This is a genomic window from Brevundimonas sp. UYEF29 (assembly GCF_040546195.1).
GTDB lineage: Bacteria > Pseudomonadota > Alphaproteobacteria > Caulobacterales > Caulobacteraceae > Brevundimonas > Brevundimonas huaxiensis.
In genome coordinates this window covers 176,898-191,182 of sequence record NZ_JBEPNH010000006.1, presented here as the reverse complement: position 1 = coordinate 191,182, position 14,285 = coordinate 176,898, and the positions used below count along the sequence as shown (strand labels likewise).

Annotated in this window: 12 protein-coding genes and 1 riboswitch; of the genes, 8 read left to right on the top strand and 4 right to left on the bottom strand. The window is 67.7% G+C overall.

Translation table 11 applies throughout. From position 1 onward, the window contains the following. The first annotated feature begins 214 nt into the window (after positions 1–214). Positions 215–3,064 (top strand): TonB-dependent receptor, encoded by a 2,850-nt coding sequence (locus tag ABIB58_RS11525; protein WP_354041011.1) that lies wholly within the window; start codon positions 215–217, stop codon positions 3,062–3,064. 178 nt (positions 3,065–3,242) lie between these two features. After that, positions 3,243–4,649, top strand: a complete 1,407-nt coding sequence (gene lpdA, locus ABIB58_RS11520) for a dihydrolipoyl dehydrogenase (protein ID WP_295189129.1) — start codon at positions 3,243–3,245, stop codon at positions 4,647–4,649. Positions 4,650–4,836: 187 nt separating this feature from the next. Here the strand turns inward: lpdA and mutS are convergent, their stop codons facing one another. After that, a complete protein-coding gene (gene mutS / locus ABIB58_RS11515; RefSeq protein ID WP_354041009.1) occupies positions 4,837–7,518 on the bottom strand; it encodes a DNA mismatch repair protein MutS in 2,682 nt (893 codons plus the stop codon). A 50-nt stretch (positions 7,519–7,568) separates the two neighbouring features. Continuing rightward, positions 7,569–7,777: riboswitch (cobalamin riboswitch) on the top strand. 144 nt (positions 7,778–7,921) lie between these two features. On the opposite strand from mutS, the gene ABIB58_RS11510 reads away from it, so the two are divergent. Beyond that, positions 7,922–9,745 carry a TonB-dependent receptor plug domain-containing protein gene (locus tag ABIB58_RS11510; RefSeq protein WP_354041007.1) on the top strand — a complete coding sequence of 608 codons (1,824 nt, stop codon included), beginning with the start codon at positions 7,922–7,924 and terminating at the stop codon, positions 9,743–9,745. On the opposite strand, the gene ABIB58_RS11505 is transcribed toward ABIB58_RS11510, so the two are convergent. The 3 genes from ABIB58_RS11505 to ABIB58_RS11495 form a co-directional block, all read right to left on the bottom strand. Further along, on the bottom strand, positions 9,729–10,658 hold the full coding sequence (locus ABIB58_RS11505) for an aldo/keto reductase (RefSeq protein WP_137720763.1): 930 nt from the start codon (positions 10,656–10,658) through the stop codon (positions 9,729–9,731). The genes ABIB58_RS11510 and ABIB58_RS11505 overlap by 17 nt on opposite strands. An 86-nt stretch (positions 10,659–10,744) precedes the next feature. Next, positions 10,745–11,380: a maleylacetoacetate isomerase gene (gene maiA / locus ABIB58_RS11500; RefSeq protein ID WP_045810674.1), complete on the bottom strand. Its 636-nt coding sequence runs from the start codon at positions 11,378–11,380 to the stop codon at positions 10,745–10,747. Further along, positions 11,377–12,045, bottom strand: coding sequence for a fumarylacetoacetate hydrolase family protein (locus ABIB58_RS11495; RefSeq protein ID WP_045810673.1), 669 nt, complete (start codon positions 12,043–12,045; stop codon positions 11,377–11,379). The genes maiA and ABIB58_RS11495 overlap by 4 nt, the downstream gene beginning before the upstream one ends. A 137-nt stretch (positions 12,046–12,182) precedes the next feature. Here ABIB58_RS11495 and ABIB58_RS11490 point away from each other — a divergent pair, with 137 nt between their 5' ends. The 5 genes from ABIB58_RS11490 (at position 12,183) to ABIB58_RS11470 (ending at position 14,283) form a co-directional block, all read left to right on the top strand. Beyond that, positions 12,183–12,527, top strand: coding sequence for an ElaB/YgaM/YqjD family protein (locus ABIB58_RS11490; RefSeq protein ID WP_017506144.1), 345 nt, complete (start codon positions 12,183–12,185; stop codon positions 12,525–12,527). After that, complete coding sequence (locus ABIB58_RS11485; RefSeq protein ID WP_045810672.1) at positions 12,527–12,937, top strand: hypothetical protein; 411 nt, start codon at positions 12,527–12,529, stop codon at positions 12,935–12,937. The genes ABIB58_RS11490 and ABIB58_RS11485 overlap by 1 nt, the downstream gene beginning before the upstream one ends. Positions 12,938–13,034: 97 nt before the next feature. Continuing rightward, positions 13,035–13,214: a DUF1328 domain-containing protein gene (locus tag ABIB58_RS11480; RefSeq protein WP_039243970.1), complete on the top strand. Its 180-nt coding sequence runs from the start codon at positions 13,035–13,037 to the stop codon at positions 13,212–13,214. A gap of 140 nt (positions 13,215–13,354) precedes the next feature. Further along, positions 13,355–13,978: a hypothetical protein gene (locus ABIB58_RS11475; protein ID WP_045810671.1), complete on the top strand. Its 624-nt coding sequence runs from the start codon at positions 13,355–13,357 to the stop codon at positions 13,976–13,978. 2 nt (positions 13,979–13,980) lie between these two features. After that, positions 13,981–14,283, top strand: coding sequence for a winged helix-turn-helix domain-containing protein (locus ABIB58_RS11470; protein ID WP_354041002.1), 303 nt, complete (start codon positions 13,981–13,983; stop codon positions 14,281–14,283). Positions 14,284–14,285 lie beyond the last annotated feature (2 nt).

Below are 14,285 nucleotides of genomic sequence, written 5' to 3'. Positions count from 1 at the left end.
CCCTGTGGCCAAGCCGCTCGTGGGTCAACGGCGTGGGCGTGACGGTTCGGCGTCGGTTCGATGACTGATGTTCCGCCAAGGGATCAAGCGTCGCCGTTTCGTCGGAAAACCGCGAACTGCGCGTCGTGGAATCGTCGCGGTCGCGTCGCCGCAAAAGGTTAAGCGGCCCCTCCATCGGCTGAAGCGAAACGTCGCTCGCCGAAGGGGACCTGACATGAAACTGAACCTGCTGATGGGCGCCGCCTTGGCGCCGATGATCCTGGCGCCGCTGGCCATGCCCGCCCATGCCGATGTCGACGCCGTGGCCTCGGCGTCAGCTGCGGTCGCCGGCGACGTGATCTACGGCCGGGTGACCAACGCCGCCGGCGCGCCCCTGCCGGGCGCCGAGGTTCTGGTGCGCGGGACCAGCCAGCGGGCCGTGACCAACACCCAGGGCGAGTTCACCCTGCCGACCGCCAGCGGCGCCATGGTGCTGGAGGTCAACTATCTGGGCCTGCCCTCGACCAGCCAGACGGTCGTGACGACGCCGGGCGAAGACGCCAATGTCGCCATCGTGCTGGGCGCGCAGTCTGCGACCGACGTGGCCGACGTGATCGTGACCGGCGTGATCACCGACGGCGTCGCCCGTTCGCTGAACCAGCAGAAGAACGCCGACGGCACGGTCAACGTCCTGTCGTCCGACGCCATCGGCCGTTACCCCGACCCCAATGTCGCGGAATCGCTGCAGCGCGTTCAGGGCATCGCCATCCAGCGCGACCAGGGCGAAGGCCGCTACATCAATGTGCGCGGCGCGCCGGCCGCCTTCACCGCCGTGTCGGTGGACGGGGTCGCCATTCCGGCCGTGTCGCCGACGACCCGCGCGGTCGATCTGGACACCCTGCCGTCGGACATCGTCTCCAGCGTCGAGGTGTCCAAGACCCTGACGCCCGCCCAGGACGCCGATTCCATCGCCGGCGCCGTGGACATCAAGACCCGTTCGCCCTTCGACAAGCGCCGCCTGGCCGTCAGCGGCTATGCCGGCGGCAGCTACAACGACTACGGCGGCCAGGACTATCGTGCGGGCGCGAACGTCTCCAACGTCTTCGGCCCGGACCAGACCTTCGGCGCCCTGATGTCGGTCAGCTTCTCCGAAACCAACCGCCGGCCGGACAACGTCGAGAACGGCTGGGTCCTGATCAATCGCAACGCCGCGCAGGGCGGCGGCCAGATCTGGGGTCTGGAGAACACCCTGTTCAAGGATTACGAAACCGAACGGACCCGCAAGGCCGTGACCGGCGCGCTTGAATGGCGGCCCAGCGACGCGATCCGCCTGTGGGTCAAGGGCTCCTACGCCCAGTTCCGCGACGACGAGTTCCGCAACACGCTGAACTTCACCTATAGCGACGGCACGCTGCAGCCGGGTTCGACCGACACCAGCGCGACCTTCACCAACGCCCGCATCTACAAGCAGCTGCGTCACCGCACCCAGGAAAACGACATCTCCACGCTGGTGCTGGGCGGCGAGCAGACGTTCGGCAATGGGGCGGTCTGGGACGGCGCCCTGTCGTTCGCCAACAGCAAACAGACCTATCCGCACCGCGACGAACTGGTCTATCGCTCGAATGCGACGACCCTGTCCTACAACACGGCCGACCACTATCATCCGACCTATTCGGCCTTCAGCGAGCCGACCGGCTTCTATCTGAACGCCAATAACTACAGCTTCCGCGAAAACACCTTCCGCTCGAACACGACCGAGCAGGACGATGTGGCGTTCAAGACCAATCTGTCGCTGCCCACTGTCATCGGCGGCCGCGAGGTCGAGCTGAAGTTCGGCGCCAAATACAGCACCCGCGACGTGACGGCGGATGAAGAGCGGTTCCGTGACCGCAGCGCGGCCGCCAGCGCCGGCGCCCTGGCGCCGCTGCTGAGCGATCGTCCGTCGCAGAACTACGACTACAATCTGGGTCTCAAGTTCGATGCGGGTCTGGTGACGGACTATTTCGATCGCGTCCGCGCGGGCTCGACCAATCCCGATCCGGCCGCCGGCGTGCGCCGCATTCCGCAATCGATCACCGCCGACTATACGGCGCAGGAAGATATTCTGGCGGGTTACGGGCAGGCCCGGTTCGATATCGGTGCGACCAATGTGCTGGTCGGCCTGCGTGTCGAGAAGACCGACTTCGAAGGCTCGGCGACCAGCGTGGCCCTGTCCGGCGCGCAGACTCCGGTCAAGGTCGAGCGCGACCAGACCGACTTCTTCCCGAACCTGACGCTGCGCCACAGCTTCAGCGATCAGCTGGTCGGTCGTTTCGCCCTGACCCGCGCCATTTCGCGCCCGGACTATACCGACATCGTTCCGCGCGTTCTGGAAACCACCGACAGCGGCCGCACGACGGTCACGCGCGGCAATCCCGACCTGAAGCCGACCCTGTCGAACAACGTCGATCTGGGCTTGGAATACTATCTGCGTCCGCTGGGCGTGATTTCGGCCAACGCCTTCTACAAGGACCTGTCGAACTACCGCTTCACCCTGGTGACGGACGGCGTGCCCTATGTCACCCCGACCACCACGGTCGCCCAGGTCACCGAGGCCCGCAACGCCCGTGACGGCCATATCGCCGGCATCGAGTTCAACTGGCAGCAGACGTTCGACTTCCTGCCGGGCTGGGCGTCGGGCTTCGGCGTCTTCGCCAACTACACCCTGACGGATGCGGAGATCAAAACCAGCCGCGCCTTCGCCGGTCGCGACACCTTCGTGCTGCCGGGTCAGTCGGACGAGACCTATAACGCCGCCCTGTTCTACGAAAGGTACGGCTTCAGCGCGCGCGTCTCCTACACGCATCGCAGCGACTTCCTGGAGGCGATCGACGCGACCAACCCCGGCAAGGATCTGTATGTCGAGGGGCGCGGCCAGCTGGACTTCACCGCCAGCTACGACTTCGGCAATGGGGTGGAAGTGTTCGGCGAGGCCAAGAACCTGACCGACAGCGCGGGCGTGCGCTACTACGGCGTCAAGGAGCGGACCTACGAGTACGAGAAGTTCGGCTACAACGTCTTCCTGGGCGTGCGCTTCAAGCTCTGAGCGCGGCGATCAGACATGATCGAAGGGGCCGGGCGGCGACGTCCGGCCCTTTTTCGTGGTTTCCGCCTCTCCAATTGGTCGAAACGCGGCCCCATATGGGCTCCAGCGGTTGACCCGTGCGGGGTCGGCGCTAGTGTCCGCGCGCCTTTCCCCGCGCGCCAAAAGACCAGAGGATACCATGGCCGAAGCCACCGCCGCCTACGACGTCGTCATCATCGGCGGAGGCCCTGGCGGCTATAACGCCGCGATCCGGGCGGGCCAGCTGGGCCTGAAAGTCGCCTGCGTGGAGATGCGTTCGACGCTGGGCGGCACCTGCCTGAACGTCGGCTGCATGCCGTCCAAGGCTCTGCTGCATGCGTCGGAACTGTGGAACGCCGCAAACACCGAGTTCGCCAAGATCGGCATCGAGGTCCAGCCCAAGCTGCACCTGGACCAGATGCACAAGGCCAAGGACGACAGCGTCACCGCCCTGACCAAGGGGATCGAGTTCCTGTTCAAGAAGAACAAGGCCGACTGGATCAAGGGCAAGGGCAAGATCGTCGGTAAGGGCAAGGTCGAGGTGACCGCGGCCGACGGCTCGGTCCAGACGCTGGACGCCAAGAACATCGTCATCGCCACCGGCTCGGAGCCGACCCCGCTGCCGGGCGTCGCCTTTGAAGACGGCAAGGTCATCGATTCCACCGGCGCCCTGTCGCTGCCGGCCGTGCCCAAGAAGCTGATCGTGGTCGGCGCCGGCATCATCGGCCTGGAGCTGGGTTCGGTCTGGCGCCGTCTGGGCGCCGAGGTGACGGTGGTCGAGTTCCTGGACCGGGTCACGCCCGGCATGGACACCGAGGTGGCCACCACCTTCCAGCGCACCCTGACCAAACAGGGCATGAGCTTCAAACTGGGCGCCAAGGTCACCGGCGCCAAGTCGGGCAAGGACGGGGTGGAACTGACCGTCGAGCCGTCGGCCGGCGGCGCCGCCGAGACGATCAAGGGCGACGTTGTGCTGGTCGCCATCGGCCGTCGTCCGTACACGGACGGTCTGGGCCTGGAGAACGTCGGCGTGACGCCGGACAAGCGCGGCTTCATCGATCATGACCACTTCAAGGTGGCGGACGGCGTCTGGGTGATCGGCGACGTGACCCACGGCCCGATGCTGGCGCACAAGGCGGAAGAAGACGCCGTCGCCGTGATCGACACCATCGCCGGCAAATACGGCCACGTCGACTATGCGCTGGTGCCGAGCGTCGTCTACACCTTCCCCGAAGTGGCCTGGGTCGGTCAGACCGAGGACCAGCTGAAGGCGGCCGGCGTTCAGTACAAGAAGGGCAAATTCCCTTTCACCGCCAACAGCCGCGCCAAGATCAATCACGAGACCGACGGCTTCGTGAAGGTTCTGGCCGACGCCGCGACCGACAAGGTGCTGGGCGTCCACATCATGGGCCCGCAGGCCGGCGAGATGATCCACGAGGCCGCCATCACCATGAGCTTCGGCGGCGCGTCGGAAGACATCGCCCGCACCTGCCACGCCCACCCGACCCGTTCGGAAGCCGTCCGTCAGGCGGCCATGGATGTCGAAGGCTGGATGATGCAGGCCTGATTTTGATGATCCTCCCCGCCTTGGCGGGGGAGGGGGACCGCGAAGCGGTGGAGGGGGCGAATACGTCTCCGCCGTCGATGCCAGGTTTGCCGTCGCCACCTAAGCGATGGATGCGGCATCCGCCCCCTCCACCATGCTGCGCATGGTCCCCCTCCCCCGTTTCGCTGCGCTGCTCGGGGGAGGATTTTCAGGCCAGACCCTTCAGCCGATAGAGCGCCTCCAGCGCCTCGCGCGGGGTCATTTCGTCGGGGTCGACGTCGCGAAGGGCCAGTTCCACGGGCGAGGGACCGCGTATCGGCTCCGGCTCGGCGACGGCGAACAGGGGCAGGTCGTCCAGGCGGGCGGCGGCGGCCTTTTCGCCCTCCAGCCGGTTCAGCACCGAGCGGGCGCGGGCGACGACGGCGCCGGGAACGCCGGCCAGTTTCGCGACCTGGACGCCGTAGGAGCGATCGGCCGCGCCGGGCGCCGCCTCGTGCAGGAAGACCAGTTCGCCGTTCCACTCGCGCGCGACCATGGACAGGTTGCAGACGTGGTCGAGCCGCGTCTCCAGCTGGGCCAGCTCGTGATAGTGGGTGGCGAACAGGGTGCGGGCGCGATTGGTCTCGTGCAGAGCCTCGGCCGTGGCCCAGGCGATGGCCAGACCATCATAGGTGGCGGTGCCGCGCCCGATCTCGTCCAGCACCACGAAGCTGTGCGGCGTGGCCTGGGTCAGGATGGCGGCGGTTTCGACCATCTCCATCATGAAGGTGGAGCGGCCGCGCGCCAGGTCGTCGCCGGCCCCGACGCGGCTGAACAGCCGGTCCACCACGCCCAGCCGCATCGAGCGAGCGGGCACGAAGGCGCCGGCCTGGGCCAGGATCACCAGAAGCGCGTTCTGGCGCAGGAAGGTCGACTTACCGGCCATGTTCGGCCCGGTGACGATGGCCAGGCGCGATCCGTCCTGACCCGACCCGTCCAGCCGGGCGTTGTTGGGGGTGTAGGGATCGCCGCCCGCCTTGACCGCCGCCTCCACGACGGGGTGGCGGCCAGCCTCGACGCAGAAGGTCAGGGTGTCGTCCACGATGGGGCGGGTCGCGCCGACTTCCTGGGCCCATTCGGCGAGGGCGGCGTGGGCGTCCAGTTCGGCGAGCGCCTCGGCGACGGCCTGCAGCGGCTGGGCCAGGCGGGCGGCCTCGCGTCGCCAGCCCTCGAACGTCTCGCCTTCGATAGCGAGCGCCCGGTGGCCGGCCTGGCTGATCTTGGCGTCCAGTTCCGACAGTTCGACGGTGGTGAAACGGACCTGGGCCGCAAGGGTCTGGCGATGGATGAAGGGGCTATCGGGACCGGCGCGCAGCAAGGCTTCGGCGGCCTTGGCGCTGGTTTCGAGGAAATAGCCCAGGACGGCGTTGTGCTTGATCTTGAACGGCACGCCGGACTCGGCGACGGCGCGGGCCTCCAGATCGGCGACGACGCGGCGGCTGTCGTCGCGCAGAGTGCGGGCGGCGTCCAGTTCGGGGCGATAGTCGGGGCGCACATAGCCGCCGTCGCGCGCCAGATGGGACGGCTCGTCCACCAGGCCGTCGATCAGGTCGGCCTTCAGCCGCGAGACGTCGGGGGACAGGGTCAGCCGGTCCAGCGCCGAGGCGATGCGGCGCGGCTGGCCGGTCAGGGGATCGACCTGACCGACGAACAGGCCGGCGACACCCTCGGCGATCGACAGGCCGGTGCGCACGGCGGCCAGGTCGCGCGGACCGCCCCGACCCAGCGCCAGTCGTCCGACGGCGCGGGCGATGTCGGATGAGGCTTTCAGCGCGTCGCGCAAGTCGCGGCGCAGGTCGCGGCGCTCCAAGAGCCATTCGACGGCGTCGAGCTGTTCATTGATGGCCAGGGGATCGCGCAGGGGCCGGGCGATCCGTTCGGCCAGGGCCCGGGCTCCGCCCGAGGTGACGGTGCGGTCGATGCAGGCGAGCAGGCTGCCCTCGCGCTCGCCCCGCTGGGTGCGGTCGATCTCAAGGCTGGCGCGGGTCGCCGGGTCGATGGCCAGAAAGCCGCTTTCGCCCAGACGGCGGGGCGGGGCCAGGGCGGGGACCTTGCCGGCCTGGGTCGTCTCCAGATAGGCGGCGATCAGACCCAGCGCCGAGACCTCGGCCTCCTCGAAGGCGCCGAAGCCGTCGAGCGCCGAGACGCCGTACAGCCGTTCGACGCGGGCGCGCGCGGCGTGGGGTTCGGCGATGGCCGACGCCAGCGCCTGGACCACGCCGCCCGAGCCGTCCAGGGCGTCGCGGGTGGTCTCGTCCGAATACATCCGGTCGGTGACCAGGACTTCGGACGGGCGGAAGGCGGCGAGCGCCGCGCCCAGGTCTTCGATGGCGCAGGCAACGCTGTCGACCGCGCCGGACGACAGTTCGACCACGGCGACGGCCGCCCGACCCTTACGCACCGCGACCGCCGCCAGACGGTTGGCGCCGCGCGCGTCCAGCAGGCTGTCTTCGGTCAGGGTGCCGGGCGTCACGACCCGCACCACGCCGCGATGCACCACGGCCTTGCCGCCGCGCTTCTTGGCCTCCGCCGGGTCTTCCAGCTGTTCGCAGATGGCGACCTTGTGGCCGATACGGATCAGGCGCGCGAGATAGCCCTCCATCGCATGGACCGGCACGCCGGCCATCGGGATGTCCTCGCCTTGATGCTTGCCGCGCTTGGTCAGGGTGATGCCGAGCGCGGCCGCCGCGACCTCGGCGTCCTTGAAGAACAGCTCGTAGAAGTCGCCCATGCGGAAGAACAGGATGGCGTCCGGCTGGCCCGCCTTGGCCGTCAGATATTGCGCCATGAACGGCGTCGCGCCTTCCAGCGAGGCGGCGATTTCCGGGGGGTGGGAGACGGGCGCATTCATGTGGCTGCAGGGTGACGGATCGCGCCCGGCGGCTCAAGGCCGTTGACCGGCTCTTGCACAGGCTTGTCGGCCCTGCGATAGGCCGCGTCAGGCGGTTAAGGGAACACGGTGTGACGCCGTGGCTGTGCCCGCAACTGTAGGCGGCGAGAGCGTCGTCCGTCCGGGGTTTCAATCCCGGCGCCACTGGGAAGCTGGGAAGGCGAGGACGGCGGTTTACGACCCGCAAGCCAGGAGACCTGGCCGCCGACGTCGCTCGCTCCTGTCCGGGACCAGACAGCAGCGCGGTTTCTCCGTGGAAGCGACCCGACCTTGCGCCGTCCAGACCTGAAGCGGTCTGGCGGGTCGGTTCGCTCATGACGGTCTCTCGCGCGCATTCGCGGGACCGAACACGGGGTATCGCTCAATGAAGCGTTCCATTCTTCTTTCGACGGCCGCGATTGCGGCCGCCTTCGCCGCGCCTGCCTCTGCCGAGGACGCGACCCAGCTGGACGAGGTCATCGTCACCGCCACCCGCATCCCAGCCATCGTCGCCGACACGCCCGGCGCCCGCGTCATCGACGGCAAGACCATCGCGCAGCGCGGCGCGATCTTCGCCGCCGACATCCTGGCCGATGTGCCGGGTCTTTCGGTGACGCGCTCGGGCGCCTTCGGCGGCGTGGCCCAGGTGCGGATGCGCGGGGCGACGCCCGGCAAGACCCTGGTCTTGGTCGACGGCGCGCCGGTCAACGATTCGGCCGAGCCGAACGGCGCCTATGACTTCTCCAGCTTCGAACTGGCCGATATCGCGCGGATCGAAGTGCTGAGCGGCCCGCAGTCGTCGCTGTGGGGATCCGACGCCATCGGCGGGGTGATTTCGTTCACGACGCAAGAGATCGAGGGCCTGCGCGCCGAGGCCGAGGCCGGCAGCTTCGACACCGTGCGGGGCCGCGTGTCCGCTGGGGTCGCCAACGAGACCTATGCCTTCAGCGCCTATGCGTCGCGCTTCGACACCGACGGGATTTCGGCGGCGGACGAGGCGGACGGCAACACCGAGGCCGACGGGTTCCGCAGCACGACGCTCGGCGCCAAGGGGCGATATGTCCTGTCCGATGCGGTCAAGGTCGATGGATCGGTACGCTGGAACAAATCCAAGGCCGATATCGACGGCTTCCCGGCGCCGAACTATGCGCTGGCCGACACCGACGACACCCAGGAAAGCGAGCAGTGGTCGGGCCTTGGCCGGGTGACGGCCAAGGCGTTTGGCCTGACGCATCAGTTCAGCGTTTCGGCGTCGGATCTCGATCGCAGCTCGGTCAGCGGCGGCTTCGGCTCGTCCTTTACCGGCGACCGTCAGGCCTATCGCTGGCAGGCGAACGGCCAGGCGCAGGACATCGACTATGCGTTCGGCGTGGAGCGGAACGAGGCCTCGGCGGCCCTGTCGTCGGGCCTGTCGCGCGACCTGTCGATCACCTCGGTGTTCGGCGTGGCCCAATACGATGTCGGCGCGCTGAACCTGACCGGCGGGCTGCGTTACGACGACACCGACGATTTCGGCTCCAAGACGACGGGGCGGGTGTCGGCGGCCTATGATCTGGCCGGCGGCTTCATCCTGTCGGGCGCCTACGGCACGGGCTTCAAGTCGCCGACGGTCAGCCAGGCGGTCTGCGACTTCTGCTTTGCGCCTCGGCCCTATCCCGAGCTGAAGCCGGAAACGGCCGACAGCGTCGAGCTCGCCTTGGGCTGGGCGTCGGCCGATGGTCGGTTCGACGGGCGGGCGACCCTTTATCGCCTGAACGTCGAGGACCAGATCACCTATTCGGCCGGTCGCTACATCAACGTCGCCAAGACGCGTTCGGACGGGTTCGAGCTGGAAGGCCGCGCCCTGCTGGGCGGCGGGTTCGACCTAACCCTGGCCTATGCCTGGACCGACGCGACGGATCGCACGACGAGCGCGCGCCTGCTGCGCGTGCCGGAACACGCCGGTTCGGCGACCCTGGGCTGGACGGGCGACCGTCTGTCTGGCGCGTTGACGGTGCGGGCGGAAGGCGATCAGGACGACAGCGGCGGCTTCTCGACCGTGGCGCGCGACGGTTTCGTCACCGCCAATCTGAACGCGGCCTATGAACTGACCGACCAGGTCACCCTGACGGCGCGGATCGAGAACCTGGGCGACGAACACTATCAGCAGGTGTTCGGATACGGCGAGCCGGGACGGTCCGGCTATGTCGGGATCAGGCTGCGCTACTGATCCGGGCGCGGGCGTCGGCGGTGAAGGCCGCCGGCGCCTCGAGCGCCAGGGCCGCCCAGTCCAGATTGGGGCAGGGGGCGTGGGCGGCGGCCAGTATGGCGCGCAGTTCGGCGGCGGAGGCGACGCTGGCCACGACCTTGTCGACGCCGGGCAGGGCCAGGGCGTAACCCAGAGCCGCCTGCATCGGATCGCAACGCTGCTCGGCCAGACGCCGGCGGGTGCGCGACAGGGCTTGGGCGTGACTTGCCAGTTCGGCGGGCAGATCGTCGCCGCCGGCGAACAGCAGGCCGCCAGCGAAGACCGAAGACAGATGGACCGAGGCGCCCGTGTCGGCGATGGCTTCCAGCACGCCGTCCTGGGCCGCGCGCTGATCCAGCAGGCTGCACGGCACTTGGACCACGTCGGCTTCCAGACGACGCGCCAGAAGCGCGGGCCCGTCCTCGATCGTGGCGCAGAAACCGATGCGGCGGAACAGGCCGCGATCCTTCAGGCTGCGGGCACGGTCCCACAGGGCGCGGCCCTCGGCGCCGGCCAGATCGGCGGCGTTGGAAATCAGCAGAACATCGCCGCGCGGCAGGCCCATCCGCTCCAGCGAACGACGCGCGCGGGCCTCGACCCGGTCCAGACCTTCGCTGAGCGGCACGGTGCGGACCGTGACCTGGAAAGGCGAGGGGAAGGGCCAGGCCTGGCCCAGCAGGCGTTCGCCGTCGCCCTCGGGCCGGGTGGCGATCAGTTTGACCCCGGCGTCGGCCCCGGTTTGCAGCAGGAAACGCATGGCTTCTTCGCGAGCGCCGGAAGGCGCGCTCATGAAGGCGCCGGGCGCGCGCTCGGGCTCGGTCACCACGGCGAGGGCCAGGCGATGGATGGGCGACGACGCCGAAGGTGTGGCGGGGGAATACGACACGTCCGGCACTATGATCGCCAATGCTTAAGGGACGCTGAGCGAGACCTTAAGCGAACCCTACTTATCCACCGCTGATATGCGCTCTGAGGCGAAAATCAGGCGTCGGCGTCAGGCTGCAAGTCCGGGTGGGCCGAGGCGAAGGCGGGGTGGGCCAGGGCGGTCTGTTCGACCGCCAGCAGGCGGGGCCAGGGCGACAGGTCCATGTTGAAGCGTCGTGCCGAATACATCTGTGGAATCAGATAGCAATCGACCAGGGTCGGGGCGTCGCCGAAGCTCCAGCCGGCGCCGTGACGCGCGACCAGCGCCTCCAGTGCGTCGAAGCCCGGTGCGATCCATCCTGCGGCCCAGGCGTCCACGGCGGCCTGATCGGCGTTGAACTCAGACCGAATGGCCTTCAACACGCGCAGATTGTTGAGCGGATGAATGTCGCAGCCGATCAGCGCGGCCATGGCGCGCACGGTCGCCCGGTCGTTCGCCCCCTTCGGCAGCAGGGCCGGTGCGGGGTGGGTTTCCTCCAGCCATTCCAGAATGGCCGGGCTTTGGGTCAAAATCAGATCGCCATCCTGAAGCGCGGGGACCATGCCCTGCGGGTTCAGCGCCACATAGTCGGCCGCCTTCTGCTCGCCCTTGCGCAGGTCGTGAGCGGCGTTGTCGAAGGCCAGCCCCTTAAGGTTCAGGGCGATGCGAACGCGGTAGCTGGCCCCCGACCGCCAATAGCCGTGCAGGATCATGGCTGGATCTCGAAATTGAGCGTCTCCAGACCGTCGATGGTGACAACGACGCGGTCGCCCGCCTGAACCGGGCCGACGCCGGACGGCGTGCCGGTGAAGATCAGGTCCCCGGGTTGCAGCGACCACAGGGCGGCGGCGGCCGCGACGATCCGGTCGGGGTTCAGAATCATGTCGTTCAGGACGCTGTCCTGTCTGGTTTCGCCATTGACGCTCAGGCGGATGGCGCCGTCGGGCGACGGCAGGGCGCCCAGGGTGATGGACCCGCAGGGCGCGGACTGATCGAACCCCTTGGCGGCGTCCCAGGGCCGGCCGGTCTTTTTGGCCTCGGCCTGAAGATCACGGCGGGTCAGGTCGCAGCCGACGGCCCAGCCGATAATGGCGACTCCGCCGTCTTCACTCGGCCCGATCGCGGCGACCAGTTCGGCCTCGTAGTGCAGGTTTGCGGTCGCAGACGGATAGGACGGGTTTGCGCCGTCCGAGACGATGGCGTCGCCCGGCTTGGTGAAGAAGAAGGGCGTCTGCTTGTCGGGGTCCGACCCCATTTCGCGCGCATGGGCGGCGTAGTTCTGGCCCACGCACAGGATGCGGCGAACGGGGAAGCGCTGGTCCGATCCGACGATCGGCAAGGACGGGGCGGGGCGGGGCGCGAACAGCCATTTGGTCATGGCGACCGTTCTAGTGCGGCGAAAAGCCCGTGGCGAGAGGCGCACGTCCGACCCAACTAAAGGAACCTCGTTGCGCATGTGGCGTTGCAACACGGGGTTCTCTATTCTACCGCCAAGCTTTCAACGGAGCGCGCACCATGGCCACCACCAAGGCCCGAGAAGATATCAAGGCCGACCTGAAGACCCTCAAGGAGGATCTGAAGACCGGCGCCCGCGAAGAGACCCAACGCCTGCGCGACAAGGCCGCCGAGGCTGAAGCCAAGCTGCGCGCCAAGAGCGACGAAGTCCGCGAGCAGGCCCGCAGCTATTACGACGAGGCCCGCGTGAAGGGTCGCGAGTATTACGACGACGCGGCCGAACGCTTCGACGAGGCGCAACGCTATGTCGTCGAACGCGTGCAGGAGCGTCCGCTGCAATCGACCGCCGTGGCGCTCGGCGTCGGCGTCATCCTCGGCATGCTGCTGGCCGGCCGCCGCCGCTGATGTTCAAGAGCATCGTCAAAAAGCTGGTGGCGACGGCTGTCGTCGCCGCCAGCGTGTTTCTGGCCGTCGTGTTTCTGGGCGTGGCTATCTTCTATGCGCTCAGCCTGGCGCTGACGCCGCTCGGCGCGGCGGCGGTGACATTCGGTCTGTTCGCCCTGGTCGCCCTGATCGTGGCGCTGGTCTTCCTGAAGGGCGACAAGCACGACGAGGCGGACGAAGAGGACGAGCCGGAAGGTCTGCTAGGCAAGATCATCCACATCGTGCGCGAGCGTCCGGTCGTGGGCGCCGTGGGCGGTTTGGGCGCGGCCTTCCTGCTGCTACGCAACCCGGCCTTGGCGGCGATCGTCGCCAGCATGGTCGCGGATCGCAAGATGGATCAGGGCGGCTATTCGCGGCGTCGCCGTCGATAGGCGATGGAACGGTGGGGCGACCCTGGCGTTGATGATACAGACCGACGAACGGCTCCCGGGTCGCCGACGGCAACATCAACTCAGGAGAGCTAAACCCATGATGCGCTGGGCAATTATCTTCCTCGTCGTGGCCCTAGTCGCGGCCGTTCTCGGCTTTGGCGGCATTGCGAACTTCTCGTTCGAGATCGCCAAGTTCGTCGCCGTCGTGGCCATTATCCTGTTCGTCATCGCCCTGGTGGCCGGCGGACTGCGTGGACGCGGCGCACCACGACTTTAGGCTGCAGACACGAAGTCGAATGAGGGGCGGAGCCGAAGGCTTCGCCCCTTTTTCATGCGCAGCGTGGACGCGAAAGAAAGAACTTTACAACACAAAGCAAATGGGCGATCCTGTCTCAACGGTTCGAGGAGGAGAGCATCATGACCCGCGAGACCCAAGCCATTCAGGACGACATCGCCTATATGCGCAGCCTGGCCCACGAAGGGCGGCACGCACCGCTTTTGGCCGGCCCGATCCTGGTGACGGCCGGCATCGTGTTCGGAGCGACCAGTCTGATCCAATGGGCCATCCAGTCGGGCCTCATTCGGCTGAACCCCTGGTCCCAACTGTGGGTTTGGATCGTCGCCGGCGTGGTGTTCGCCATCGCCCTGACCGTCCTGATCGGCCGCATCAAGTCCAAGCCCGGCGTCAACTCCGCCGGCAACAAGGCGGTCGGAGCGGCGTGGGAGGGCGTGGGTTACGGGATCTTCGTCACCTGGCTGGCGCTTGTCGCTCTATCCCTAAAGACCGGCCAGTGGTCCTGGATGGCGGTGATGCCCACAGTGGTTCTGGTCGCCTATGGTTCGGCCTGGATGATCGGCGCGGCCATGACCAAAACGCGCTGGATGTCCTACACGGCCTTGGCTTCCTACGTCGGCGCCGTCGCCGTCGCCTGGTTCATGGGCAGCGCCACGATCTATCCGGTCTTCGCCGTGATCCTGTTGGCCGTGGCCCTGGTCCCCGGCATCGTCCTGATGCGTCAGGAACCGTCGGAGGTGGTCTGAGCATGGCCGACGACTTCGACATCAGCCGGATCGACGACGTCATTCACGGGCGCATCCGGCTGGGGATCATGGCCTATCTGTCCGGGGCCGGATCGGCCGACTTCACCACCCTGAAGACCCGGTTGCAGACCACGGACGGCAATCTGTCGGTCCACCTGCGAAAGCTGGAAGAGGCGGGGTTCGTCGTCGTCTCCAAAAGTTTCAACGGTCGCAAGCCGCTGACGGAGGCCAGTCTGACCGATCAGGGACGCGACGCCTTCGTCGCCTATCTGGACGCGATGGCAGGCCTGCTGCCACAGCGGTGAAC